Source organism: Furfurilactobacillus sp. WILCCON 0119 (assembly GCF_053471565.1).
In genome coordinates this window covers 230,339-255,419 of record NZ_JBPCCV010000002.1, presented here as the reverse complement: position 1 = coordinate 255,419, position 25,081 = coordinate 230,339, and the positions used below count along the sequence as shown (strand labels likewise).

The 25,081-nt window shown below is 48.4% G+C and carries 22 protein-coding genes; all 22 read left to right on the top strand.

All coding sequences use genetic code 11. From position 1 onward, the window contains the following. Positions 1 to 126: 126 nt before the first annotated feature. The 22 genes from secA to uvrA all read left to right on the top strand — a co-directional run bounded on the left by secA (position 127) and on the right by uvrA (position 25,038). Positions 127 to 2,490, top strand: coding sequence for a preprotein translocase subunit SecA (secA, locus tag ACRYI5_RS04770; RefSeq protein WP_448224461.1), 2,364 nt, complete (start codon positions 127 to 129; stop codon positions 2,488 to 2,490). 140 nt (positions 2,491 to 2,630) lie between these two features. Continuing rightward, a protein-coding gene (prfB, locus tag ACRYI5_RS04765) for a peptide chain release factor 2 (RefSeq protein ID WP_448224460.1) occupies positions 2,631 to 3,747 on the top strand; the annotation gives its coding sequence in 2 pieces (ribosomal slippage) (positions 2,631 to 2,702 and positions 2,704 to 3,747; 1,116 coding nt in all). Positions 3,748 to 3,859: 112 nt separating this feature from the next. After that, on the top strand, positions 3,860 to 4,552 hold the full coding sequence (locus ACRYI5_RS04760) for a response regulator transcription factor (RefSeq protein ID WP_448224459.1): 693 nt from the start codon (positions 3,860 to 3,862) through the stop codon (positions 4,550 to 4,552). A gap of 6 nt (positions 4,553 to 4,558) precedes the next feature. Continuing rightward, complete coding sequence (locus ACRYI5_RS04755; protein ID WP_407878682.1) at positions 4,559 to 5,920, top strand: sensor histidine kinase; 1,362 nt, start codon at positions 4,559 to 4,561, stop codon at positions 5,918 to 5,920. A 165-nt stretch (positions 5,921 to 6,085) separates the two neighbouring features. Further along, positions 6,086 to 6,964 carry a phosphate ABC transporter substrate-binding protein PstS family protein gene (locus ACRYI5_RS04750; protein WP_448224458.1) on the top strand — a complete coding sequence of 293 codons (879 nt, stop codon included), beginning with the start codon at positions 6,086 to 6,088 and terminating at the stop codon, positions 6,962 to 6,964. A gap of 13 nt (positions 6,965 to 6,977) precedes the next feature. After that, positions 6,978 to 7,913, top strand: a complete 936-nt coding sequence (gene pstC / locus ACRYI5_RS04745) for a phosphate ABC transporter permease subunit PstC (RefSeq protein WP_448224457.1) — start codon at positions 6,978 to 6,980, stop codon at positions 7,911 to 7,913. Continuing rightward, positions 7,913 to 8,800: a phosphate ABC transporter permease PstA gene (pstA, locus tag ACRYI5_RS04740; protein WP_407878687.1), complete on the top strand. Its 888-nt coding sequence runs from the start codon at positions 7,913 to 7,915 to the stop codon at positions 8,798 to 8,800. The genes pstC and pstA overlap by 1 nt, the downstream gene beginning before the upstream one ends. 20 nt (positions 8,801 to 8,820) lie before the next feature. Further along, positions 8,821 to 9,642, top strand: a complete 822-nt coding sequence (gene pstB, locus ACRYI5_RS04735) for a phosphate ABC transporter ATP-binding protein PstB (protein ID WP_448224456.1) — start codon at positions 8,821 to 8,823, stop codon at positions 9,640 to 9,642. 20 nt (positions 9,643 to 9,662) lie between these two features. Then, positions 9,663 to 10,418: a phosphate ABC transporter ATP-binding protein PstB gene (pstB, locus tag ACRYI5_RS04730; RefSeq protein WP_407878689.1), complete on the top strand. Its 756-nt coding sequence runs from the start codon at positions 9,663 to 9,665 to the stop codon at positions 10,416 to 10,418. 32 nt (positions 10,419 to 10,450) lie between these two features. Then, positions 10,451 to 11,161, top strand: coding sequence for a phosphate signaling complex protein PhoU (gene phoU / locus ACRYI5_RS04725; protein WP_407878691.1), 711 nt, complete (start codon positions 10,451 to 10,453; stop codon positions 11,159 to 11,161). Positions 11,162 to 11,389: 228 nt separating this feature from the next. Further along, positions 11,390 to 11,725: a PspC domain-containing protein gene (locus ACRYI5_RS04720; RefSeq protein ID WP_407878693.1), complete on the top strand. Its 336-nt coding sequence runs from the start codon at positions 11,390 to 11,392 to the stop codon at positions 11,723 to 11,725. Positions 11,726 to 11,743: 18 nt separating this feature from the next. Continuing rightward, a complete protein-coding gene (locus tag ACRYI5_RS04715) occupies positions 11,744 to 12,094 on the top strand; it encodes a phage holin family protein (RefSeq protein WP_407878694.1) in 351 nt (116 codons plus the stop codon). A gap of 11 nt (positions 12,095 to 12,105) precedes the next feature. Further along, positions 12,106 to 13,080 carry an HPr(Ser) kinase/phosphatase gene (gene hprK / locus ACRYI5_RS04710; protein ID WP_407878696.1) on the top strand — a complete coding sequence of 325 codons (975 nt, stop codon included), beginning with the start codon at positions 12,106 to 12,108 and terminating at the stop codon, positions 13,078 to 13,080. A gap of 5 nt (positions 13,081 to 13,085) precedes the next feature. Beyond that, positions 13,086 to 13,946, top strand: coding sequence for a prolipoprotein diacylglyceryl transferase (gene lgt, locus ACRYI5_RS04705; protein WP_407878697.1), 861 nt, complete (start codon positions 13,086 to 13,088; stop codon positions 13,944 to 13,946). Beyond that, entirely contained in the window at positions 13,943 to 14,959 is a 1,017-nt protein-coding gene (locus tag ACRYI5_RS04700; RefSeq protein ID WP_448224455.1) for an NAD(P)H-dependent glycerol-3-phosphate dehydrogenase, read from the top strand. Before lgt ends, ACRYI5_RS04700 begins: the two co-directional genes overlap by 4 nt. A gap of 65 nt (positions 14,960 to 15,024) precedes the next feature. Continuing rightward, the gene (gene galU, locus ACRYI5_RS04695) at positions 15,025 to 15,912 is read left to right on the top strand and encodes a UTP--glucose-1-phosphate uridylyltransferase GalU (protein ID WP_407878699.1); all 888 of its coding nucleotides are present in this window, start codon (positions 15,025 to 15,027) and stop codon (positions 15,910 to 15,912) included. A gap of 151 nt (positions 15,913 to 16,063) precedes the next feature. After that, positions 16,064 to 17,011, top strand: a complete 948-nt coding sequence (gene trxB, locus ACRYI5_RS04690) for a thioredoxin-disulfide reductase (protein WP_448224454.1) — start codon at positions 16,064 to 16,066, stop codon at positions 17,009 to 17,011. Between the two features lie 172 nt (positions 17,012 to 17,183). After that, positions 17,184 to 18,911, top strand: a complete 1,728-nt coding sequence (locus ACRYI5_RS04685; protein WP_448224453.1) for a phospho-sugar mutase — start codon at positions 17,184 to 17,186, stop codon at positions 18,909 to 18,911. 31 nt (positions 18,912 to 18,942) lie between these two features. Beyond that, positions 18,943 to 19,389 carry a LytTR family DNA-binding domain-containing protein gene (locus ACRYI5_RS04680; protein WP_448224452.1) on the top strand — a complete coding sequence of 149 codons (447 nt, stop codon included), beginning with the start codon at positions 18,943 to 18,945 and terminating at the stop codon, positions 19,387 to 19,389. Next, positions 19,386 to 19,841 carry a DUF3021 domain-containing protein gene (locus ACRYI5_RS04675; protein WP_448224451.1) on the top strand — a complete coding sequence of 152 codons (456 nt, stop codon included), beginning with the start codon at positions 19,386 to 19,388 and terminating at the stop codon, positions 19,839 to 19,841. Before ACRYI5_RS04680 ends, ACRYI5_RS04675 begins: the two co-directional genes overlap by 4 nt. 307 nt (positions 19,842 to 20,148) lie before the next feature. Then, positions 20,149 to 22,149 carry an excinuclease ABC subunit UvrB gene (gene uvrB / locus ACRYI5_RS04670; protein WP_448224450.1) on the top strand — a complete coding sequence of 667 codons (2,001 nt, stop codon included), beginning with the start codon at positions 20,149 to 20,151 and terminating at the stop codon, positions 22,147 to 22,149. A 21-nt stretch (positions 22,150 to 22,170) separates the two neighbouring features. Next, positions 22,171 to 25,038 (top strand): excinuclease ABC subunit UvrA, encoded by a 2,868-nt coding sequence (gene uvrA, locus ACRYI5_RS04665; RefSeq protein ID WP_448224449.1) that lies wholly within the window; start codon positions 22,171 to 22,173, stop codon positions 25,036 to 25,038. Positions 25,039 to 25,081: the final 43 nt, after the last annotated feature.

Here is a 25,081-nt window from a genome sequence, read left to right as displayed (position 1 = left end):
AAGAAGAATCTGTGGCTAAATCGGGCGAACCAGTTTTAAATACGGCCATCTAATGCTAAAATATATAGTTGATATACTGCGCGGTTTGTAACATTAACGCGCCTAAGGGAAGGAAAAAGTTACTGTATGCCAAACCTCTTAAAAAATTGGGTTGAATCAGATGCCCGTAAAGTTCGTCGGTTAGGCCAAACGGCTGATGAAGTCATGGCTTATGAAGATGAATATGCAAAATTAAGTGATGAAGAATTACAGGCAAAAACGCCTGAATTCCAAGAACGCTATCAAAATGGCGAAACCTTGGATAATTTGCTGCCAGAAGCCTTTGGTGTTGCGCGTGAAGCAGCCAAACGGGTTTTAGGCCTCTTTCCATTCCGGGTTCAAATCATGGGGGGGATTGTCCTCCATCATGGTGATATTGCGGAAATGAAGACTGGTGAAGGGAAGACCCTGACGGCAACCATGCCCGTGTACCTCAATGCATTATCAGGTAAAGGGGTTCACGTTGTTACGGTTAACGAATACCTGTCTGCTCGTGACGCGACGGAAATGGGTGAACTGTACAACTGGCTAGGATTAAGCGTTGGGATTAACGGAGCTGAAAAGTCTGCTGCTGAAAAGCGGGAAGCATACGATTCTGACATTACCTACTCAACAAACGGTGAAATTGGGTTTGATTACCTTCGTGATAACATGGTCGTTTACAAGGATGACCAAGTTCAACGTGGGCTAAACTTTGCGATCATTGATGAAGTTGACTCCATTTTGATCGATGAATCACGGACACCGTTGATTATTTCAGGTGGTTCAGCCGGAAATACAAACCTGTACGAACGGGTTGACCTGTTTGCAAAGACGTTACGTGAAAAGACGGATTACAAGGTTGACCTTGAATCAAAGACCGTTTCACTGACGGATGAAGGAAACCGGAAGGCTGAAAAATACTTCGATCTAAAAAACCTGTACGATACTGAAAATACGGCGCTAACACACCATATTGACCAAGCGTTGCGGGCCAACTTCATCATGTTCAACAATAAGGACTACGTGGTTCAAGAAGGGGAAGTTCAAATCGTTGACTCCTTTACCGGACGGATCATGGAAGGCCGGCGGTTCTCTGACGGCTTGCACCAAGCGTTGGAAGCTAAAGAACATGTGGACATCCAAGAAGAAACCAAGACGATGGCCAACATCACGTACCAAAACTTGTTCCGGATGTACGACAAGCTTTCCGGGATGACCGGGACGGCGAAGACGGAACAAGAAGAATTCCGTGAAATTTACAACATGGAAGTTATCACAATTCCAACGAACAAACCGGTTTTGAGACAGGATGAACCAGACTTACTGTACCCAAGTTTGAAGAGTAAGTTTAACGCGGTTGTGGACGAAATTAACCGACTTCACGAAAAGGGTCAGCCAATGTTAATTGGGACCGTGGCCGTGGAAACGTCTGAATACTTGTCACACCAGTTGGATGAAATGAACATTCCCCACAGTGTGCTGAACGCGAAGAACCACGCCCGCGAAGCTGAAATCATCATGAATGCGGGCCAAAAGGGTGCCGTAACCATTGCCACCAACATGGCTGGTCGTGGAACGGATATCAAGCTTGGACCTGGGGTTCGTGAACTTGGTGGTCTTGCTGTGATTGGGACGGAACGTCATGAATCACGGCGGATCGATAACCAACTTCGGGGCCGTTCTGGACGGCAAGGGGATCCTGGTTTTTCACAGTTCTACTTGTCATTAGAAGATGATCTGATGCTCCGGTTTGGTTCTGAACGGGTCAAGTCACTGCTTCAACGGATGAACGTTGAGGAAGATGACGCGGTCATTAAGAGCCGGTTAATCACGCGGCAAGTTGAATCTGCTCAAAAGCGGGTTGAAGGGAATAACTATGATTCCCGGAAGAACGTGCTGCAATACGATGACGTTATGCGTGAACAACGTGAAGTTATCTATAAGCAACGGCAAACTGTGATCACCGAACCAGATGACTTGAAGTGGGTCATCATGCCGATGATCGAACGGACCGTTAACCGCATCGTTGATATGCATACAAATGGTGACCAGGCTAACTGGGAACTTGAAAGCATTGCCGACTTCGCAACGGCTGCAATGGTTGATGAAGACACCATTTCCGTTGAAACGTTGTCTGGCAAATCAGCAGCGGACATTAAGGCTTACTTGATGGACCGGGCCGAAGACGTTTACCAAGCTAAACAAAAGCAGCTGTACGATCCTAACCAAATGCTTGAATTCGAAAAGGTGGTTATCCTCCGTTGTGTGGATTCTCACTGGACTGATCACATTGACACACTGGACCAGCTTCGCCAATCCATTCAATTACGTGGTTATGGTCAGCTGAACCCACTGATTGAATACCAAAGTAACGCCTTTACGATGTTTGAAGAAATGGTCTTCGACATTGAATATGACGCAACCCGTCTCTTCATGAAGAGTGAAATTCGGCAAAACATGGAACGTTAATTCGCGGCAATCGTGATTTAATTCCGTGGAGTGAATGCACATCAAAACGATTGATTTTCCAATGCGGGAAGTCAGTCGTTTTGGTTTATGAAGGACAAGTTGTTTAGAACGTTAAATTAACAAAATAAGGAGTGAATGTTATGGAACTAGCTGAAGCAAAACAACGGTTAGCCGACATGCAGCAACAGATCACGAACTTTAGGGGGTCACTTTGACCTTGATGCCCTAGATCAGAGCATTGCTGAAAATGAAGCCCGAATGGCCGAACCAGATTTTTGGAACGACAACGTGGCGGCCCAAACGGTAATTGATGCCAACAATGCGTTGAAGGCAAAACACGACACGTTTATGGAGCTGGATGAGGCCGTGGAAAATCTGGCCCTCACCATTGAATTGCTGGACGATGAACCAGATGACGAAATGATGGCACAATTGGACGATGATGTGGCTGCAACTGAGAAACGGTTACAGGCGTACCGCCTAACCCAACTGTTGGATGAACCGTACGATGGAAACAATGCCATTCTGGAAATTCATCCCGGTGCTGGTGGGACCGAATCACAGGACTGGGGTCAAAACCTTCTGCGGATGTACACGCGGTGGGCAGAACAACACCAGTTCAAGGTCGACATTGTGGATTACCAAGCGGGGGACGTTGCGGGGTTAAATAGCGCGACCATCCTCATTTCAGGAACCAACGCTTACGGTTATTTGCGAAGTGAAAAAGGGGTTCACCGGTTTGTTCGGATTTCCCCGTTTGATTCAGCTGGACGGCGCCACACGTCCTTTGTGAGTGTGGATGTTATGCCAGAATTGGATGATTCCGTTGAGGTGGATCTGAATCCGGATGACATTCGGATGGAAGTTTTCCGTTCTAGTGGTGCCGGTGGTCAGCACATCAATAAAACCTCATCCGCGGTTCGGTTGATTCATGAACCAACTGGGATTGTTGTGTCATCACAGGCCCAACGGTCACAGTTCCAAAATAAAGACACGGCAATGGCCATGTTAAAGGCGAAGTTGTACGAACGTGAAGAACAAAAGAAGGCCGAAGAAAAGGCGAAGTTAGAGGGAACCCAGATGGAAATTGGCTGGGGCTCACAGATTCGCTCCTACGTTTTCCAACCGTACACATTGGTGAAGGATCACCGAACGGGGTACGAAACGGGGAACGGACAGGCGGTCTTGGACGGTGATTTAGATCCGTTTATTGATGCGTACTTGCAGTGGAACCTGAAACAAAAAAATCCTGATTAAGGTGAAAGGACCCGCTAACACACTGTGTGGCGGGTCCTTTTTGTACCTAAAATATGCTATACTGCACGTGACAAATGGTGATCTGTGGAAAAAGGTGGCTGGAGAAGGGCTCATGACAAAACGCATTTTAGTGGTAGATGATGAACCGAGCATTGTAACATTGCTTCGCTATAACCTTGAACAGGCTGGGTATGCCGTTGAGATCGCAACGGATGGCCCGAGTGCATTGGCTAAGATTCAGACGGAAGACTATTTTTGTGTCCTACTAGATTTAATGTTGCCAGAGTTAGACGGGCTTGAAGTCACAAAGCAAGCGCGTCGTGCCGGAATTCAAACGCCCATCATCATCGTGACTGCAAAGGGCGATGAATTTGACCGGGTCTTTGGGCTAGAAATTGGTGCGGATGATTACGTCGTTAAGCCGTTTTCCCCACGCGAAATTATTGCACGAATTAAAGCCGTTACGCGGCGTAATGCGCCAAGTGCCAGCGCTGAACCAACCCACCCCGTCATTACGGTGGGCGAGTTATCAGTTGATGAAGACCGCTTGCGGGTCATGCGGGCGGGCCAGCCGATTGCATTGACGCCAAAGGAGTTTGAACTACTGGATTACCTTGTGCAGCGTCAGGGACGGGTGTTGAGTCGCGAGGCGCTTCTTAACGGCGTGTGGGGCTACAATTATGCTGGTGACAGCCGGATGGTCGATATGCACATTAGCCATCTACGTGAAAAAATTGAAGGTGACCCCAAACATCCGCAACTGCTAAAAACGGTGCGGGGGTTTGGGTATCAATTCGGGGAGTAACAACGAATGCAAACGCTGAAACGACGCTTACTTTGGGGCACCACCCTGTTTAATGGGTTCCTTTTGATTGCTTTATGGGCGCTGACAAGCCCACAACATCACGTGGCAGTCGTCATTGCGGTGCTAATAACGGCAATAGGTGAATTTATTGGGTTGTGGTGGCTAATGGCGCGTCAAGAACGGGTCCTTCGTGATATAACGGGGCAAGTCTTGCACCTTAATGATCCGGCAAAAACACACCGATTACTGCTACCGCCAAACCATGCTTACGCAGATTTAACGCAGGCAATCAACATGGCGGCTGATGAATTACGGCACCAAAACCACGTTTTTCAGCGCCAAGAAAGTGAACTGGATAGTCTTCTGGAGTATTTGCCTGTTGGTGTAATTGCCATTGACTGGCGCCGGCAGACCCAGTTGCTTAATCCGATGGCAGCGCAGCTACTGGAAATTGCGAGTACCCCGATTCCACACCCATACACGGTTGATGTTCAGCAGTATGCGTTAACCGAACAGATCGAAACGACGCTCCGTGAGCACACAAATCGGCGGCAAACGTTAACCCTGACGTTGCCAGCAGCGACGCGGACGCTGGAAGTCTCAACCTTGTATAATCAGCCCCGTCCGCACCACGAACAGGTGCTGGTGCTCCTGTACGATCTAACCGAAGTGACGCAAATTGAACAAATGCAACTTGATTTTGTTTCCAATGCGTCACATGAGTTGAAGACACCGTTGACAGCCATTGCAGGCTTCACGGAAACGCTGTTAAACGGGGCGCAGAATGATCCAGAAACCCGGCAGGAATTTTTAAAAATCATTGATGAACAATCGCACCAACTGATGGATTTGATTGAAGATGTTTTGTCCGTGTCGCGGCTTCAAAATCCGCAACGGCGAACCACAACGCCGGTCGCCGTTAATCTTTCAGAGTTGGTGGCAGCACAATTGAAGCTTCAGGGGCAGTCCATTGACCGTCGTGAGTTGATGGTGATAAACGACATTCCGGCGGGAACCATTGTAATGAGCGATGCGGGGATGCTGACACAGATTGTTAAAAATCTGTTGTCGAACGCGATAAAGTATAATCACCAGCAAGGGACAATTAGGTTTGGCCTGACGACCACATCAACGGGGAACTGGCAGTTGCAGGTCAAGGACACTGGTTACGGCATGACGCCGGCACAACAAGCACGAATTTTTGAGCGGTTTTATCGTGCAGAGTTGTCGCATACCAAACAACGGGTACCAGGAACCGGTCTTGGTTTAGCGATTGTTAAGGAACTCGTTGAGTTGCTCGGCGGAACCGTGGGTGTTCAGAGTCAACCGGATGTCGGCACAACGATGACGGTTAGTTTTCCCAAATAATAACGGGCCGTGTTAGCGGCGCATGAATCGTTTTTTAAACGGTGTATGCGGTGCGACACGACCTTTTTTGCGACCTTTACATAACCTTTACACATTGACCAACGGGCCTTTACATCCATTTTATACACTAGGAGGTGAGTTAGAGATGGTCGAGGAGGGGTCTAAATGAACAAACGACAACTAACAATTACGGTAATCATCATCGTCGTAATTGGTGGGTTATTGGGTTTAGGATATCGACAGCGTGAACAGACAAACACGGGTGGCTCGATTACGGCAGTAGGGTCCACAGCGCTTCAACCCTTAGTTGAAGCCGCCGGTGAACAATATAGTAGCGAACACTTTGGCGTGTTTATTAATGTCCAGGGTGGTGGCTCAGGGACCGGATTGAGCCAGATTCAAGAGGGTGCCGTTGCCATTGGGAACTCGGATGTCTTTGCGAGTGAACAGGCGGGGATCAAGGCGAACCACCTTGTGGATCACCGGGTTGCTGTTGTGGGAATTACGCCCATTGTCAGTAAGGATGCGGGTGTCACTAACTTAACAACGGCACAATTACAAAAAGTATTTGACGGGACGTACACAAACTGGCGCCAGGTTGGTGGCCATGACGTTCCAATTACGATCGTTAACCGCGCCCAAGGGTCAGGAACTCGGTCAACCTTTGAGCGGTGGGCGTTGAAGAAGCATAAAGTGGCAACGGCCCAGGAGCAAGATTCATCCGGGATGGTGCGCTCCATTGTCGGCACGACACCGGGTGCCATTAGTTACGTGGCCTTTTCTTACGTTAATAAGACGGTTCAACCAGTTTCACTCAACGGGGTGAAGCCAACGGATGCAAACGTTAAGACCAATGCGTGGAAGGTTTGGTCCTATGAACATATGTATACTAACGGCCAACCAACTGGTGTGACAAAGGGATTCTTGACATACATTCAGTCGGATAAAATCCAGTCCACCCTGGTGAAACAATTAGGCTATATCAGCATGGCACAAATGAAGGTTGACCGGAGCGTCACCGGTGTTGTGACGACGATTCGTTAAAGGGAGCGTAAAGATGAAAGAAACATCAACAGATTCAATTAAGGCTCAGCTTCAAAAAATATCCCGGGCGACACGAATTGAGCGGCGCGGGCGCACGGTGAGCTTCTTGGCACTAATGCTAATTTTGGCGGTGGTCATTGCGATTTTCTGGTTTGTCGCTGCAAAAGGGTTGGCAACGTTCTTTGATAATCACATCAATGTTTGGTCATTTTTAAGTGGCAAGACGTGGGATCCTTCGGTGAAGGGGGCTAACGGCCAACCACAACTCGGTGCACTGCCAATGATTGTCGGGTCCTTTTTGATCACGTTATTATCGGCGATTCTAGCAACGCCATTTGCCATCGGGACAGCAGTCTTTATGAATGAGATTGCGCCAAAACACGGGGCCAAGATTTTACAGCCCGTTACAGAACTGCTGGTTGGAATTCCGTCCGTTGTGTATGGCTTTATCGGACTGTCCGTGGTGGTTCCGTTTATTCGGCACATTTTTGGTGGGAGTGGGTTTGGGATTCTCTCAGGAACAATCGTCTTATTCGTCATGATTTTACCAACGATCACCTCAATGACGGCGGATACATTGAAGTCTGTTCCCCGTTACTATCGGGAAGCTTCCTTAGCACTTGGTGCAACACGGTGGCAAACGACACGTAAAGTGGTGCTTCGGGCCGCAACACCAGGCATCTTAACCGCCATCGTTTTTGGGATGGCACGGGCTTTTGGTGAGGCGCTGGCCGTTCAAATGGTGGTGGGGAACGCAACGTTGCTTCCAAACAACTTGGTGTCACCATCGTCAACGTTAACGTCCGTGCTGACGCAGGGGATCGGAAACACGGTCATGGGGAGTTTGCAAAACAACGCCTTGTGGTCACTTGCGTTGGTTCTGCTGTTAATGTCACTATTCTTTAACCTGGTCATCCGGTTGATCGGTCGGAAGGGGGCGCTACGCTAATGAATCCAAAAACAGCGGATAAAATTGCAACGGGTGTCTTCTACGCCATCGCCGGGATTGTCATTCTGATTTTGGTTTTCTTACTCGGCTATATTTTAGTGGCTGGGCTGCCAAAGCTGACGTGGCACTTCTTGGTGACACCGGCAAAGGCCTTCACTGCTGGCGGCGGAATTGGGCTTCAATTGTTTAACTCGTTTTACTTGTTGATCCTAACCATGTTGATTTCATTCCCAATTGCGTTAGGTGCTGGGATTTATTTGAATGAATACGCTAAGAAAAATTGGCTGACGAGTTTGGTTCGGACGGCCATTGAAATTTTAAGTTCATTACCATCGGTTGTTGTGGGGTTGTTTGGTTTTCTCCTGTTCGTTGTTCGCTTCAAGATGGGTTTTTCCATCCTGTCAGGGGCGTTGGCGTTAACGTTTTTCAACCTTCCGTTGTTGACCCGGAGCATTGAGACGGCGCTGGCCGCCATTCCGAACCTCCAGCGTGAAGCAGGACTCGCATTGGGCCTGTCCCGGTGGGAAACGGTCACACACGTTATTCTGCCAGCGGCGGTCCCAAGTATTTTAACCGGGGTGATTTTAAGCGCCGGGCGGGTCTTTGGTGAAGCCGCCGCACTGATCTACACGTCGGGGCAATCAGCACCGGCCCTGAACTTTGCGGATTGGAATCCGTTTAACATTTCCAGCCCGTTAAATCCAATGCGACCAGCGGAAACGTTGGCAGTTCACATTTGGAAGATCAATTCAGAAGGGATTATGCCTGATGCCAGTGCCGTTTCAGCTGGTGCCTCAGCGGTTCTTGTTTTGGCCGTCCTCTTATTTAATGTCTTAGCACGGTGGTTAGGCCGGCGGTTATATCGGCGGCTAACGGCGGGTAATTAACTTTAAAGGAGTGATATCTGATGACAACGTTAACAGACACATTGACATCAACGCCGCCAGAGCGGTTCATTAAGCAATTGGACGAGGAAACTCATGAAATTGCGTTAACCACGAAAAATCTCCACGTCTACTATGGGGACAACGAAGCGTTAAGTGAAGGGGATCTTCAGTTTGAACGGTATAAGATTACCGCGTTAATCGGCGCGTCAGGCTCCGGGAAATCGACCTTTTTGCGGTCACTTAACCGCATGAATGATGGCATTGCTCGGGTGGACGGCCAGATTATGTACCGCGGCCTGGACATTAATAGCGACCAAATTGACGTGTACGAGATGCGGCGGCACATCGGCATGGTGTTCCAACGCCCCAACCCCTTTGCAAAGTCAATCTACGACAACATTACGTTTGCCCTTAAACAACGGGGCTTACGCGATAAGCAACAGTTGGATGAAATTGTGGAGACCTCCTTACGCCAAGCGGCCATGTGGGACCAGGTTAAAGATGAGTTGCATCAAAGTGCCTTATCGTTGTCCGGTGGGCAACAGCAGCGGTTGTGCATTGCCCGGGCGATTGCCATGAAGCCAGACATTTTGTTAATGGACGAACCGGCAAGTGCGTTGGATCCAGTGGCAACATCGCAAATTGAAGATACACTGTTACAACTAAAGGAACACTACACGATTGTGATCGTGACCCATAATATGCAACAAGCAGCCCGCATCAGTGACTACACCGCCTTCTTCCACATGGGCAAGGTGTTAGAGTATGACGAGGCGAGAAAAATCTTTACCCGACCAAAAGTAACGATTACAAATGATTATATTTCTGGGAATTTTGGCTAAGATCGGCGGGAGGACAGTCAATGACAGCAATTATGGCGGTTGACAATTTACACCTATTTTATGGTAAAAAGGAAGCACTAAAGGGCATCGATTTAACGTTCCCTGAAAAAGGCATCACCGCGCTCATTGGTCCGTCTGGTTGTGGGAAGTCGACGTTTTTGCGGTGTTTGAACCGAATGAATGATTTGATTGATGGTGTGACGATCACCGGGAACGTGATGTTCAATGGGCAGAATGTGTATGCACCAGATACAGATGTTGTGGCCCTGAGAAAAGAGGTCGGGATGGTCTTTCAACAACCCAATCCCTTCCCTTTTTCCATCTATGAAAACGTCATTTACGGACTTCGCTTGGCCGGGATTCATGATAAACAGGTCTTGGATGAAGCGGTGGAACATAGTTTGAAGCAGGCCGCTGTTTGGGATGAAGTGAAGGATGATTTACAAAAAAATGCGTTGGCACTGTCTGGTGGTCAACAGCAACGGGTTTGTATCGCCCGGGTTCTAGCTGTCTCACCAACCGTGCTATTATTGGATGAGCCGACTAGTGCCCTTGATCCAGTGTCCAGCCATGTTGTGGAAGAAACACTGTTAAAACTGCGCTATGATTACACGATCATTACCGTGACCCACAACCTTCAACAAGCGTCACGAATTGCGGATCGCACCGCCTTCTTTTTGCAAGGCGAGCTTGTTGAAGCCAGTGACACGAAGCAAATGTTTATGAATCCAGAAAAGCAGCAGACACAAGACTACATTTCTGGTCGATTTGGGTAACCAGTCAATTTAAAGTAAGGGGAGAACACATCATGCGGCGATTGTTTGACGATGAATTAAATGATTTAGACACCAGTTTCACGGAAATGGGGATGCTCGTTTCAGAAGCGATTGGCAAGGCGGTGACCTCGTTTGTGAATCATGATCGGGCACTCGCCCAGGAAGTGATTGATCATGACCACCTCATTAATGATCGGGAGGTTCAGCTTGAAAAGAAATCTTTTGAGATGATTGCGTTGTACCAACCAGTGACGACTGATTTACGTGAAATTGTGACCATTTTGAAAGCTGTTTCTGACCTTGAGCGCATGGGGGACTATGCGCGAAGTGTGGCCCACTCCACCATTCGGGTGAAGGGCAACAAGCGGGTCGCCAGCATCGAACAGCACGTCTCAGAAATGGGGACGATTGTTCAACAAATGGTCGCCGATGTTTTGGCGGCCTACGTTAAAGAAGAAGGGGTTCGGGCAAAAGAAATTGCCAAGACCGACGCCCGGGCAGCCGATTACTACCAACTTATTTACATGGAAAGCATTGACCAAATGCGGCAGGACCCAGAGGTTGTCATCGGTACAACCGATTACTTGGCCGTTGCGCAATACTTGAAGCGAATTGGTGATTACGTAACGAATATCTGTGAATGGATCGTTTACTTACAAACGGGGAAAATCGTGGAATTGAACCCGAGAAATGATCACCAGCAAGCAGAAGCGGAAACAAATAAGCCAACAAATAATGAATAAGTACATTGCAGCGTAGGCTCATCACGCTAGCAACAGTTAACAATGACACCTGGGCTAGAATCGCCTGAGGTGTTTTTTTGCGTTTTATTGTCATGAGGCCGACTGGTCGCAGGAAATATTTTTGTGGTTTATCATAAGTCATGGTGAAAAGTTGGCGAGAGGCGCGTGAATGCGCTAAAATTAGGACATTCAAAGTGATAATTCATGGGATTGTGAGGTCTGGATTGGATGAAGCGAGCTAAATTAACAAAGTCACGCACAGATCGGTGGATTGGCGGCGTTTTCGGGGGCCTTGGTGCGTATTTACACATCAACGCGACGGTGCTCCGAATTGGCTATTTATTGTTGGCCATTTTTTTGCCACCGCACTTCATCATGCCGTTGTTAGCAATTGTGCTGTACGGCGTGTTACTGTGGACAATTCCGTCAGCGGATGGGGACAACGACGCGGCCACGTTCAATGTCTTTGGTGACTTATTTAGTGGTCAGTCGCGGTCGGAGCGTCGGGGCCGCAAAGAAATCCATGCCGAGGAACGTGATGTCCATGATAAGCACGATAAATAGAGAGAAATAGGTGAGAAAATGAAATTTTGGCAACGTATTATCATTGACGCATTGCTCTTCATGGCAATTGCGGGCTTTTTCCGAAACAGTTTCCACGTTTCAAGCGTGTGGTATGCACTGGTTGCGAGCTTAGTGTTGGCGATTCTAAACGCCGGCATTAAACCGTTCTTGGTGATTTTATCGTTACCGATCACATTTTTAACGTTAGGGTTGTTTTCCATCGTGATCAACGCGGCCATGTTGGAATTAACCAGCTTCTTTGTGGGAGCACAGAACTTTCAGATTTCTAACTTCGGAATGGCGATGGTCGCGGCATTGATTATGTCGATTTGTAATGCAATTATTTCGGGTTATTTCAACGCTGAATAGGAGGATGACTTGTGGCAGATAGTGTGACGATTCGCGAGCTGGTGGAGAATGCCCGGCTCTCCGTATACTACGGTGAAGAATATTTAGATGAACGACGTGTAACAACCCCAGACATTTCGCGGCCTGGCTTGGAAATGACGGGATACTTTAATTACTATCCGCCGGAACGGATTCAGTTGTTAGGAATCACGGAGACCTCGTTTTCAAAGAAAATGAGTCATGAAGAGCTCCTCATGATCATGCGGAAGATGATGGGCGCCCAAACGCCTTGTTTTGTGGTCTCAACAGGGATTACACCACCAGATGAACTGCTTCAGGCAGCCGGTGAAGCGCACATTCCAGTATTGGGTTCAAAGCAGACTTCATCACGGATTCTGTCAAACATGTCGATGTACCTCAGTGGCGTGTTGGCAAAACGTCAATCCATTCATGGTGTGTTGGTTGATATTTACGGACTTGGGGTCCTTATTACTGGGGATTCCGGGGTTGGTAAATCTGAAACAGCGCTGGAACTGATTCGTCGGGGCCACCGGTTGATTGCCGATGACCGGGTGGACGTTTACCAACAGGACGAACAAACGCTGGTGGGTGAAGCACCGAAGATTTTGAATCACTTGATGGAAATTCGGGGAATCGGGATCATTGACGTGATGAACCTGTTTGGGGCCGGAGCGGTTCGGAGCCAAGCTAAAATTCAGTTGATCGTTCACCTCCAAAACTGGACACCAGATACGCAGTTTGACCGGTTGGGGAATGCGGATGATGAACGCCAGATTTTCGACGTTCAGGTGCCAATGATTTCCATTCCGGTTAAAACTGGGCGAAACTTAGCCATCATTATTGAATCTGCTGCGATGAACTTCCGGGCCCGTTCAATGGGTTACGATGCGACCAAGACGTTTGATCAAAACTTGAACAGTTTGATTCAAGAAAATTCTAAACGTGATGAAGCAAACGAAGCGGCGACGGAAGCGAAGAAGGACTAGGCGGCATGAATAACGAAACATTGCTCGGGGCGCTAAACCCCATTGCGCTTCACCTTGGCCCACTTCAGGTGCACTGGTACGGCGTCATCATTACAAGTGGCGTTTTCCTGGCGTTATGGTTGTCTTTACGAGAAGCACGGCACCAGGGGTTAGATCCGGATGACCTGTACGATTTTCTCTTGTGGGCATTGCCAGTAGCACTAATAACGGCCCGGCTGTATTATGTGGTCTTTCAGTGGGATTACTACCAGCACCACCTGGACCAAATTATCGCCATTTGGGACGGTGGAATTGCCATCTACGGGGCGTTGATTGGGGCCATGATCGTTGTGGTTTGGTTTACGCGGGCGCGGCAGATCCCGACATTCTTGTTTCTTGACGTCCTCGCACCAACGGTGATTATGGCGCAGGGAATTGGGCGCTGGGGCAACTTTATGAACCAAGAGGCCTACGGTAAAATCACAACCCACGCACATTTAGAGGCGCTTCATCTGCCAGCGTTTATTGTGAACCAAATGAACATTGACGGGGCCTACCGAACCCCGACGTTCCTTTATGAATCTGTATGGGATCTTGCTGGGTTTGTCTTATTGATGAGCACGCGGCACATTAAGGGCCTTTACCGCCGTGGTGAAGTGTTCTTTCTCTATGTGTGCTGGTATGCGTTCGGACGGTTCTTTGTTGAAGGCATGCGGACTGACAGTCTCATGCTCGGTCCAGCACGTGTGTCCCAGTGGTTATCTGTGATTCTATTTATTGGTGCACTGACGTGGCTGATCATTCGTCGCCGTCAGGGCGTGCCAATGTACGTAACAGACAGTGAATTGACGACCCAGGGTGATAAACCCGGTAAGGAGAACTCATGACAACAAAAATTGCGGTCCTTGGTGCGGGTTCGTGGGGGAGTGTCCTCGCAAACTTATTAACAGAAAATGGCCATCAGGTGAGCCTGTGGTCGCATAACGAAGCACAAGTCGCAGAAATGAATGACCACCATACAAACCACGCGTACATGCCAAATTTCAATTATGAACCGGCATTAATGGTTACGGCCGATATGGCGACTGCGTTAGCGGATGCCGAGGTTGTTTTATTCGTTGTTCCAACGAAGGCCATTCGCGAAGTGAGTGCGGCAGCGGCAAAGATTCTTGTGGCAAATCACCAAACGGTGACCGTTGTGCACGCCATTAAAGGTTTGGAGCAGCAAACGTATAAACGTGTCTCTGAAATGTTGACGGAAGAAATTTCGGCAGCAAATCGCGACGCAATCGTTGTTTTATCCGGCCCCAGCCATGCAGAGGATGTCGCCAAAAAAGATATTACATTGATTACAGCAGCCTCACAAAACGTGGATGCTGCAAAAAAAGTGCAAAAACTCTTTATGAACCCGTATTTCAGGGTTTATACTAATACGGATGTGATTGGCGCCGAATTTGGGGCCGCACTGAAAAATATCATTGCCATCGGTGCCGGTGCCCTTCACGGCCTCGGCTACGGTGACAATGCAAAGGCAGCGCTATTGACACGGGGGCTGGCTGAGATCAGTCGTTTGGGACAGTCATTTGGAGCGAACCCACTAACCTTCATCGGGTTATCGGGTGTCGGTGATTTGATTGTGACGGCGACAAGCGTTAACTCGCGAAACTGGCGGGCTGGTAATGAGTTAGGACAGGGTAAGTCATTACAAGAGGTGATTGATACAATGGGAATGGTTATCGAAGGGGTTGCAACAACAAAAGCAGCCCATGAGCTTGGCCGGGCCCGTCATGTTGAGATGCCAATTACAGATGCAATTTACGATGTCTTATACAACGGGGCGGATGTCCGTGCCGTTATTACAGGCCTAATGCAACGTGAGGGTCGTGCCGAACTCGGTTAGGGTGTTAGATAGTGCAAAACCAGGCCATGAAGAAAATGGTCGCAACACGAAAGGAATTTGTTGTTATGCAAAAAGTTAGAAAAGCCATTATTCCCGCTGCGGGTTACGGAACTCGTTTTTTACCGGAAACAAAGGCAATCGCCAAAGAAATGTTACCAATCGTTGATAAACCAACGATCCAGTTCATCGTTGAAGAAGCCCACAAAGCAGGGATCGAACAAATCTGTGTTGTGACTGGGCGGGGCAAGCGGTCTATTGAAGACCACTTCGATTCAGCACCTGAACTAGAAACGGACTTGGCTAACAAGGGCAAGGATTCAATGTTGCACGCCATTCAGTCAAGCAACGATAGTAACTTGTACTTTATCCGGCAGAGCCACATGCGTGGTTTAGGGGATGCCGTGTTAACAGCAAAGGACTTTATCGGTGACGAACCATTTGTTGTGTTGCTTGGTGATGACTTGATGGAAGACAAGGTTCCGTTGACAAAGCAATTAATCAACCGTTATAACGAAACTGGTGAATCAACGTTGGCCGTTATGCGCGTTCCTCATGAAGAAACGAACAAGTATGGTGTGATCAACCCTGTTAAGGAAGTTTCTGAAGGTTTGTATGAAGTGAAGAACTTCGTTGAAAAGCCAAAGCCAGAAGATGCACCATCAGACTTAGCCATCATCGGACGGTACCTGTTGACACCTGAAATCTTTGAAGCCTTGGAACAAACCCCAACGGGTAAAGGTGACGAACTTCAGTTGACAGACGCCATTGATTTGCTGAACAAGAAACAACACGTTTACGCACATGAGTTTAATGGTGACCGTTACGACGTGGGTTACAAACTTGGTCTGATCAAGACAAACATTGAATTTGGTTTACGCCATCCAGACGTAAAGGATGATCTACGTGATTACGTCTTGCAATTAGCAGACGAAATCAAGGCCAATAAAAAATAAGCACCCCTTGGAAAACGCGCTGGCATTGAATTAATCAGGTCAGCGCGTTTTACCGTATCGGGTATCAAACAAAACAGTTGCCTTACTTACAAAAAGATAGTAATATGTGGCTATCGTTAAAAGCAGCGTGACTGCGGGAAGGAAGTTTAATATGACAAAGAGTTATGATGTCATTGTGATTGGTGCCGGCCCTGGTGGGATGACGGCCGCACTTTACGCTTCACGGGCTAACCTGTCTGTCCTTTTGTTAGACCGGGGCATTTATGGTGGCCAGATGAACAACACGGCTGCCATTGAAAACTACCCTGGATTTAAGTCCGTTCTGGGGCCAGACCTTGCGAGTGCCATGTACGAAGGGGCCACCCAGTTTGGCGCAGAGTATGGTTACGGTGCCGTTGAAAAGATTACAGAAAATGACGACAACACGAAGACCGTGAAGACGGATACAGACGAGTATGTGGCGAAGGCCGTGGTCATTGGGACGGGATCCCAATACCGTAAGCTTGGCGTCCCAGGCGAGACAGAATTTTCTGGCCGGGGTGTTTCCTACTGTGCCGTTTGTGATGGTGCGTTCTTTAAGAATAAGCACGTCGTTGTTGTCGGCGGTGGCGATAGCGCCATCGAAGAAGGCATTTACCTGACACAATTAGCAGAAAAAGTCACGGTCGTTCATCGGCGTGATCAGTTGCGGGCCCAGAAGGTGTCACAAGACCGGGCGTTTGCAAATGACAAGATGGACTTTGTGTGGAACACCGAAGTGACCGAAATTGTTGGTGACGACATGAAGGTGACTGGTGTTAAGCTTCACAACCGGGAGACTGGTGAAGACAGCACAATGGCCGCTGACGGCGTGTTCATTTACGTTGGAAACCTGCCAATGACCGAACCATTCATGGGTCTTGGTGTTACCGACGAAAATGGATGGATCCCAACGGATGACCACATGGCAACAAAGGTTCCTGGAATCTTCGCCATTGGGGATGTTCGTGAAAAGGATCTTCGCCAGATTACTACGGCTGTGGGTGATGGCGGCATTGCCGGCCAACAAGTTTTTCAATATTTGGAAGATTTGAAGGCAGCCGTTGCGGCCGAAGCCTAACAAATTTTATAATCAAAAGGTGCTTATGGACGCGTAATCGTTCGTAAGCACCTTTTTTGATTTAAAACGGTGGCGAGACTACTAGTGACGAACTGACTCTGCGCGGCGTTTCCGAATAGGGTATAATTAACGTCAGATTGGTGACTTTGATTATACGAATGGAGATGCAATTGTGGACTGGAAAGAAATGTACCAAACCTGGAATGATTACGCAGGTTTAGAAGCAGGACTTAAGTCAGAATTAACCGCCATGGCAAATGACGATGACGCCTTGGAGGATGCCTTTTATCAACCAATGAGTTTCGGAACTGCCGGGATGCGTGGTGTTATGGGACCTGGGATCAACCGGATGAACCTTTACACGGTGCGGCAGGCAACTGAAGGGCTCGCCATGTACATGGACCAGCTTGGCGATGAAGTGAAAGCACGTGGGGTCGCAATTAGTTTTGACTCACGGCACCACTCAACTGAATTCGCGCATGAAGCAGCCAAGGTTTTGGGTCAACACGGCATCAAGAGCTTTGTCTTTGAAGGGTTACGGCCAACACCAGAACTATCCTTCACGGTGCGTCACTTAAAGACGTTTGCTGGAATCATGATCACTGCTAGTCATAACCCCAAGCAGTTCAATGGTTACAAGATCTATGGTGAAGATGGCGCGCAGATGCCACCAAAGGATTCTGACCTGATCACGAGCTACATTCGGCGGGTAACGGACCTCTTTGCCATTGAAACGGCGGATGAGGCAGTGCTCATGGAAAATGGGTTAGAAACCATCATCGGTGAAGACGTCGACCAAGCTTACTTGGAAAACATTGCAACGGTCACGGTTGATAAAGCGCTAGCCGCAGAAGAAGGCAAAGACATGACGTTTGTCTTTACACCACTTCACGGAACTGGGCGGATGCCTGGTGAACGGGCCCTTAAAAACGCTGGGTTTAAAAACTTCATTACGGTTCCTGAACAAGCCGAACCAGATGGTGATTTTCCAACCGTTGCCTTTCCGAACCCTGAATTTTCAGAGGCGTTTGACATGGCCATTGCCTTGGGAAAGGAAAAGAACGCGGACGTATTGATTGCCACGGACCCCGACGCTGACCGGTTAGGAACTGCTGTACGGTTGCCTAACGGTGAGTACCAACTCCTGACGGGGAACCAGATTGCCGCCCTAATGTTGCACTATATTCTTGAAGCAAACAAAACGGCAGGGACGCTACCAGAAAATGCGGTTGCCGTTAAGTCGATCGTTTCCACAGAGTTTGCGACAAAGATTGCTGAAAGCTACCATGTGGGCATGATCAACGTGTTGACTGGGTTTAAGTTTATTGCGGAACAGATCCAAAGCTTCCAGGATACGGGTAGTCACACGTTCATGTTTGGGTTTGAAGAAAGTTACGGGTATTTGATCAAGCCATTCGTTCGAGATAAGGATGCCATCCAGGCGTTGACCCTGTTGGCTGAAATCGCGGCGTACTACCGGAAGCAAGGAAAAACCCTGTATGATGGTCTGGAAGGGCTGTACAAAGAGTACGGTTACTTCCGTGAACAAACGTTGCAACAAACGTACGAGGGGATCGAAGGGCCTAAGAAGATCGAGGCCATTTTAGATAAGTTCAGAAACAACGCCCCAACCGCCTATGCTGGCGTTGAGGTTGTGGCAACGGACGACATCGCTAAGGGAACCAAGACGTTTGCTGATGGTAGTGTTGAAGCACTCGACCTGCCGCATGCAGAGGTCTTGAAGTACTGGTTAGCTGATGGCACGTGGATTGCTGTGCGGCCATCCGGGACGGAACCAAAAATCAAGTTCTACATTGGAACAAATGGGGCAACGTTGGCAGAAGCCAACACAAAGTTACAACAGTTTGCCGACGCCATTAACGCCTTTGTTGAAGGCTAAATGACATTAAAATAAAACGTTAGTTGAGAGAATGAAATCTTTTTTTTCAGCTAACGTTTTTTTATTTGCCGAACCGTTTGTCACCATTACGGCGATGCAAAAAACACCAGATTTAATTGAATTGGGGCAAACGATTGAAGATTTTTCAACGTTATTAATGATCGAAGGGCACCACGATGACCGAACCGTTAGCATTGCCATTGCTGACGTGATTCGTTTTTATACCGCTGGGAAAAGCGTTGTGTGTGAAACAGCTACGGGGACTTACCAAATTCGTCAGCGCATTTATGAACTGGCGGAGCGGTTATCAAAGCGCTTGTTTATTCAGATCTCAAGTTCAGAAATTGTTCGAATTTCATGCATCAAACAGTTTTACCTGGGCCGTGGTGGCATCTTTTTGGTGCGGTTAACCTCTGATGAGGTGACTTATACCTCACGGCGATATGCACAAACGCTTAAACGGAGGTTACTAAAATGAAAAAAATGGGCGCAAGAATTGGTTTTGGCGTTATCGTTGGCATCACAGTTGGTTACCTGATCGCCTTATTCTTCTCGGTTATTGAACAAACAAAATCGTTTTATCCCTCATCCCCTTGGTTCACGCAGCACTTCACGTCGTTAACAACGGCAACACTGGTATCAACGGGGCTATGGATCATGATTGGTGTCATGTTTAGTTTGGCGGGAATGGTCTTTGATCAAGAATGGTGGAGCATCACGATGCAAACGGTCGTCCACTTTAGTGTGACGTTTGTTTTATTCACACCGTTAGCCATTATCTGTGGCTGGTTTCCACTTAACGTGGGGTGGTTGATCGGTTATACAGTGATCTACGTGGTCGTTTACATTACCATTTGGTTGAGTAGCATGATGAGAGCCAAACAAATCGTCAAGCGGTTAAACAAGTCACTCCCTGATGTGCGGCAATGAGTGACTAAACGGGAATGTCGCGGGCGCCCTAAGGACCGGTGAAACAAGTCAATTTTAGTGTGAACGCATGATGATCCGAACGGTTCGGTCAGCACATTTGATGCTGCCAAACATTCGGATCTTTTTGGGCTTATTTCGTGCGAAAGTATGTTCGCTGTGCTATCATAAATACGCTATCTAAACGCATTCGTGTGACGTGTTTGCCATAGCCGATCGTTTTCGTTGGTCCGGCTTGACAGACCTGTTACACTAATGGGACGACAATAATGATGAACTCGACAACGCACATAAAGGGGGAGACGTTAGGATGATTGAACGTCAAGCTGATCGTAAATTTGACCTTGTTTCAAAGTACAAACCGACTGGTGATCAGCCGGCAGCAATTAATCAGTTGACCACGGGAATCGAGAGTGGCAAAAAGGCCCAGATTTTGATGGGGGCAACTGGAACCGGGAAGACGTTCACGATTAGTAACGTCATTGCCAACGTCAACAAACCGACGTTGGTGCTCTCACACAATAAGACACTGGCCGGACAGTTGTACGGTGAATTCAAGGAGTTCTTCCCCAATAACGCGGTGGAATACTTTGTTTCATACTATGATTACTACCAGCCAGAAGCCTACGTGCCTTCTTCTGATACCTACATTGAAAAGGATTCGGCAATTAACGACGAGATCGATAAGCTGCGGAACTCAGCGACCAGTTCGTTACTTGAACGTAATGATACGATCGTTGTGGCGTCCGTTTCTTCCATCTTTGGTTTAGGGGATCCACACCAGTATAAGGATCACGTTATTTCATTGCGGATCGGGCAGACGATCGAACGGAATGACTTTATGCGCAAGCTGGTCGACATTCAGTTTGAACGTAACGACATTGATTTCCAGCGGGGCCGGTTCCGGGTCCACGGCGACATTGTGGAAGTGTTCCCAGCCTCTGAAGACCAACGGGCCTTGCGGATTGAATTCTTTGGTGACGAGATCGACCGGATGCGTGAAGTTGACGCCCTTACTGGTGAAGTGATCGGTGATCGTGACCACATCACCATTTTTCCGGCGACCCACTTTATGACAAACGATGCGATTATGGATCACGCCATCACAACGATTGGCGACGAATTAACGGACCGATTGGCCGTTTTAAATGATCAGGGCAAGCTGCTTGAAGCGCAACGACTTCAGCAACGGACGACGTATGACCTGGAAATGATGAAGGAAATGGGGTATACGAGTGGAATCGAAAACTACTCGCGGCATATGGACGGCCGTGCTCCCGGAGAGCCGCCGTTTACGCTCCTTGATTTCTTCCCGAAGGATTTTCTGATCGTTGTGGATGAAAGTCACGTGACGATGCCACAGGTTCGGGGAATGTACAAGGGTGACCGGTCACGGAAACAAATGCTGGTGGACTATGGTTTCCGGTTGCCAAGCGCGTTGGACAACCGGCCATTGAAGATCGATGAATTTGAGCAACACGTGAACCAGGTTGTGTACATGTCCGCCACACCAGGAGATTATGAACACGAACAAACGGATACGGTTGTGCAGCAAATTATTCGGCCAACCGGTTTACTGGACCCCACCATTGAGGTGCGGCCGATTATGGGTCAAATTGATGACCTGGTTGGTGAAATCAACAAACGGATCGAAAAGCATGAACGAACGTTTGTAACCACCATGACTAAAAAGATGGCGGAAGATTTGACGGACTACTTGAAGGATCTCGGGATTCGGGTTCGTTATCTTCATAGTGACATCAAAACGCTGGAGCGTACGCAAATCATTCGGGATCTCCGACTTGGTAAGTTTGACGTTCTGGTTGGGATCAACCTTTTGCGGGAAGGAATTGACGTGCCGGAAGTTTCACTGGTCGCCATCCTGGATGCAGATAAGGAAGGGTTCTTGCGGAACGAACGGTCATTGATTCAAACAATCGGGCGGGCGGCCAGAAATGCGAACGGCTCCGTCATTATGTATGCAGATTCAATTACCGGCTCGATGCAAGCAGCCATTGACGAGACAAAACGGCGGCGGTCACTGCAAGAAGCCTATAACGAGGAACATCACATCACACCAACAACGATCGTTAAGCCAATTCGTGATAACATCACGATCACCGCACCAACGGGTGAAGGGCAGCACGAATCGACGTTTAGCGAGGATGATTTTGATAATTTGAGTAAGGCTGATCAGGATGCAATGTTGGCTGGTTTGAACAAGCAAATGCAAGAAGCCGCCAAGAAGTTAGACTTCGAAGAAGCGGCGAACCTCCGTGACACAATCATGGAATTGACGGCCAAACAATAACGGCAACAAGGTAGGGGAAGCATGGCAAATAACGATAAAATTGTGATCCATGGGGCACGTGCCCATAATTTAAAGAACATCGACGTAACGATTCCACGGGATAAGCTTGTGGTCATCACGGGGCTCTCGGGCTCCGGAAAGAGTTCGTTAGCGTTTGATACGTTGTACGCTGAAGGCCAGCGCCGTTACGTTGAGAGTTTGTCAGCGTACGCCCGGCAATTCTTGGGCCAGATGGACAAGCCAGACGTTGATTCGATCGACGGGCTTAGTCCAGCAATTTCGATTGACCAGAAGACAACCAGTAAGAACCCCCGGTCAACGGTGGGAACCGTAACAGAAATCAACGACTACCTGCGGCTTCTCTGGGCGCGGGTCGGCACCCCCATTTGTCCAAACGACGGGACGGAAATTACCAGTCAGTCCGTTGAACAAATGGTGGATCAGGTCCTGGCCTTACCAGAGCGGACGCGGCTTCAGATTCTGTCCCCAATCGTGCGGCGCAAGAAGGGCCAGCACACGAAGGTGTTTGAAAAGATCAAGCGCGAAGGGTTCGTTCGGGTCCAAGTCGATGGTGAAACAATGGACGTCGATGAAGTACCTGAATTGGATAAGAACAAGTACCACAGCATCAACATTGTGATTGACCGGATCGTAGTGCGGCCCGACAGCGACAGTCGTAGCCGGCTGTTTGATTCATTTGAAGCAGCGTTACGGTTGAGTGATGGGTACGCCACGGTTGATGTGATCGATGGTGATCCATTACAGTTTTCCGAACACTACTCATGTCCAATTTGTGGCTTTACCGTTGGTGAATTAGAACCACGGTTGTTCTCCTTTAACGCACCAGTTGGTGCCTGCCCAGATTGTGAAGGACTCGGTGTCAAACTAGAAGTGGATGAAGATCTCGTGGTGCCAGACCGGACCAAGACTTTACGTGATGGGGCCTTGGAACCATGGAATCCGATTAGTTCAATGTACTATCCAAGCATGCTTGAACAGTTTGCGGAACAAAACAAGATTGACATGGACACGCCATTTGGCAAATTACCGAAGAAGCAGCGTGACATGGTGTTATATGGAACGACGAAGACCTTCCACTTCCATTACGAAAACGATTTTGGCGGGGTTCGTGACGTTGACGCTGAGTTTGAGGGCGTAATGAACAACATCTCACGGCGTTACAAAGAGACGAACTCTGACTTTACTCGTGACCAAATGCGGCAGTACATGACTGAATTGACGTGTCAAACGTGTCACGGTTACCGGTTGAATCGGCAGGCGCTAGCCGTTAAGATCAACGGCCGGCACATTGGTGAAGTGTCCGAAATGGCCATTAGTGACGAAGTGCCGTTCTTTAATGAACTGACCCTCGGTGAACAAAATCGTGTGATCGCGGAACCCATCGTTAAGGAAATTCGTGATCGGTTAACGTTCCTTGAAAACGTTGGCCTGGATTACCTGACGTTGAGTCGGTCTGCCCGGACCTTGTCTGGTGGGGAAGCCCAACGGATTCGATTAGCCACGCAAATCGGCTCGAACCTTTCCGGGGTCCTGTACATCCTGGATGAACCATCCATCGGACTTCATCAACGTGATAATGACCGGTTGATCAGTTCATTGAAGCGGATGCGTGACCTTGGGAACACACTGATTGTTGTTGAACATGATGAAGATACCATGTTGGCCGCTGATTACTTGATTGATATCGGCCCTGGTGCTGGTGAAAACGGGGGCCGTGTGATGGCCGCCGGTACACCAAAGCAGGTTGCCCGCAGCACGAAATCATTGACCGGGAAGTATTTGTCCGGGAAAGATTTCATTCCGGTTCCGTTAACGCGGCGCACCGGTAACGGGAAGGCAATCGAGTTGAAGGGTGCTTCAGAAAATAACTTGAAGGACGTGGATGTCCGCTTCCCGCTGGGCGAAATGACCGTCGTGACCGGTGTGTCTGGTTCCGGGAAGTCGACGTTAGTGAACTCGATCCTGGAAAAAGTTTTAGCACAGAAGTTGAACAATAACTCGGCTAAGCCAGGAAAGTACAGGAGTGTGGCCGGCATTAAGAACATTGAAAAGATCGTGGACATCGACCAATCACCAATCGGCCGGACGCCACGGTCGAACCCGGCAACGTATACCGGGGTCTTTGATGATATTCGTGACTTGTTCGCGCAAACGAACGAAGCTAAGCTTCGTGGGTATCAAAAGGGCCGGTTCTCGTTTAACACTAAGGGTGGCCGTTGTGAAGCGTGCCATGGTGACGGGATCTTAAAGATTGAAATGAACTTCTTGCCGGATGTTTATGTTCCTTGTGAAGTTTGTCATGGATCACGGTATAACTCCGAAACCATGGAAGTGACGTACAAGGGAAAGAACATCGCTGACGTTTTGAACATGACGGTTTCTGAAGGACTGGCCTTCTTTGCCGCAATTCCAAAGATTACCCGGAAGTTGCAAACCATCGTTGATGTTGGTTTAGGCTATGTTCACCTTGGCCAGTCCGCAACCACGTTGTCTGGTGGGGAAGCGCAACGGATGAAGTTGGCTTCTGAATTACACAAGAAGGCAAATGGGCGAAACTTCTACATTTTAGATGAACCAACGACGGGGTTGCACACGGATGACATTAAACGGTTATTGGGTGTGCTTCATCGGTTGGTGGACAATGGCAATACCGTCTTGATCATTGAACACAACCTTGATGTTATCAAGACGGCCGATCATTTGATCGACCTTGGCCCCGAGGGAGGTGCCGGCGGTGGAACCATTCTGGCCACCGGAACACCTGAAGAAATTGCTGAGGTACCAACAAGTTACACTGGGCGGTATTTGAAGCCAGTGTTGGAACGCGATAAGGCGCGGACTGTCGCCTCTGCTGAAGCAACAAAGTAACTCATTTTAAATGAATTCAGCTGGTGGTTTACCAGCTCCAAAA

What these genes read in the sequence shown, in the direction of transcription:
- secA (WP_448224461.1), top strand. Translation starts at nt 127, where the DNA reads ATGCCAAACCTCTTAAAAAATTGGGTTGAATCAGATGCCCGTAAAGTT.
- trxB (WP_448224454.1), top strand. Translation starts at nt 16,064, where the DNA reads ATGACAAAGAGTTATGATGTCATTGTGATTGGTGCCGGCCCTGGTGGG.
- uvrB (WP_448224450.1), top strand. Translation starts at nt 20,149, where the DNA reads ATGATTGAACGTCAAGCTGATCGTAAATTTGACCTTGTTTCAAAGTAC.
- ACRYI5_RS04760 (WP_448224459.1), top strand. Translation starts at nt 3,860, where the DNA reads ATGACAAAACGCATTTTAGTGGTAGATGATGAACCGAGCATTGTAACA.
- ACRYI5_RS04700 (WP_448224455.1), top strand. Translation starts at nt 13,943, where the DNA reads ATGACAACAAAAATTGCGGTCCTTGGTGCGGGTTCGTGGGGGAGTGTC.
- ACRYI5_RS04720 (WP_407878693.1), top strand. Translation starts at nt 11,390, where the DNA reads ATGAAGCGAGCTAAATTAACAAAGTCACGCACAGATCGGTGGATTGGC.
- ACRYI5_RS04675 (WP_448224451.1), top strand. Translation starts at nt 19,386, where the DNA reads ATGAAAAAAATGGGCGCAAGAATTGGTTTTGGCGTTATCGTTGGCATC.
- galU (WP_407878699.1), top strand. Translation starts at nt 15,025, where the DNA reads ATGCAAAAAGTTAGAAAAGCCATTATTCCCGCTGCGGGTTACGGAACT.
- uvrA (WP_448224449.1), top strand. Translation starts at nt 22,171, where the DNA reads ATGGCAAATAACGATAAAATTGTGATCCATGGGGCACGTGCCCATAAT.
- pstB (WP_407878689.1), top strand. Translation starts at nt 9,663, where the DNA reads ATGACAGCAATTATGGCGGTTGACAATTTACACCTATTTTATGGTAAA.
- lgt (WP_407878697.1), top strand. Translation starts at nt 13,086, where the DNA reads ATGAATAACGAAACATTGCTCGGGGCGCTAAACCCCATTGCGCTTCAC.
- ACRYI5_RS04750 (WP_448224458.1), top strand. Translation starts at nt 6,086, where the DNA reads ATGAACAAACGACAACTAACAATTACGGTAATCATCATCGTCGTAATT.
- ACRYI5_RS04715 (WP_407878694.1), top strand. Translation starts at nt 11,744, where the DNA reads ATGAAATTTTGGCAACGTATTATCATTGACGCATTGCTCTTCATGGCA.
- pstA (WP_407878687.1), top strand. Translation starts at nt 7,913, where the DNA reads ATGAATCCAAAAACAGCGGATAAAATTGCAACGGGTGTCTTCTACGCC.
- phoU (WP_407878691.1), top strand. Translation starts at nt 10,451, where the DNA reads ATGCGGCGATTGTTTGACGATGAATTAAATGATTTAGACACCAGTTTC.
- ACRYI5_RS04755 (WP_407878682.1), top strand. Translation starts at nt 4,559, where the DNA reads ATGCAAACGCTGAAACGACGCTTACTTTGGGGCACCACCCTGTTTAAT.
- pstC (WP_448224457.1), top strand. Translation starts at nt 6,978, where the DNA reads ATGAAAGAAACATCAACAGATTCAATTAAGGCTCAGCTTCAAAAAATA.
- ACRYI5_RS04680 (WP_448224452.1), top strand. Translation starts at nt 18,943, where the DNA reads ATGAAATCTTTTTTTTCAGCTAACGTTTTTTTATTTGCCGAACCGTTT.
- pstB (WP_448224456.1), top strand. Translation starts at nt 8,821, where the DNA reads ATGACAACGTTAACAGACACATTGACATCAACGCCGCCAGAGCGGTTC.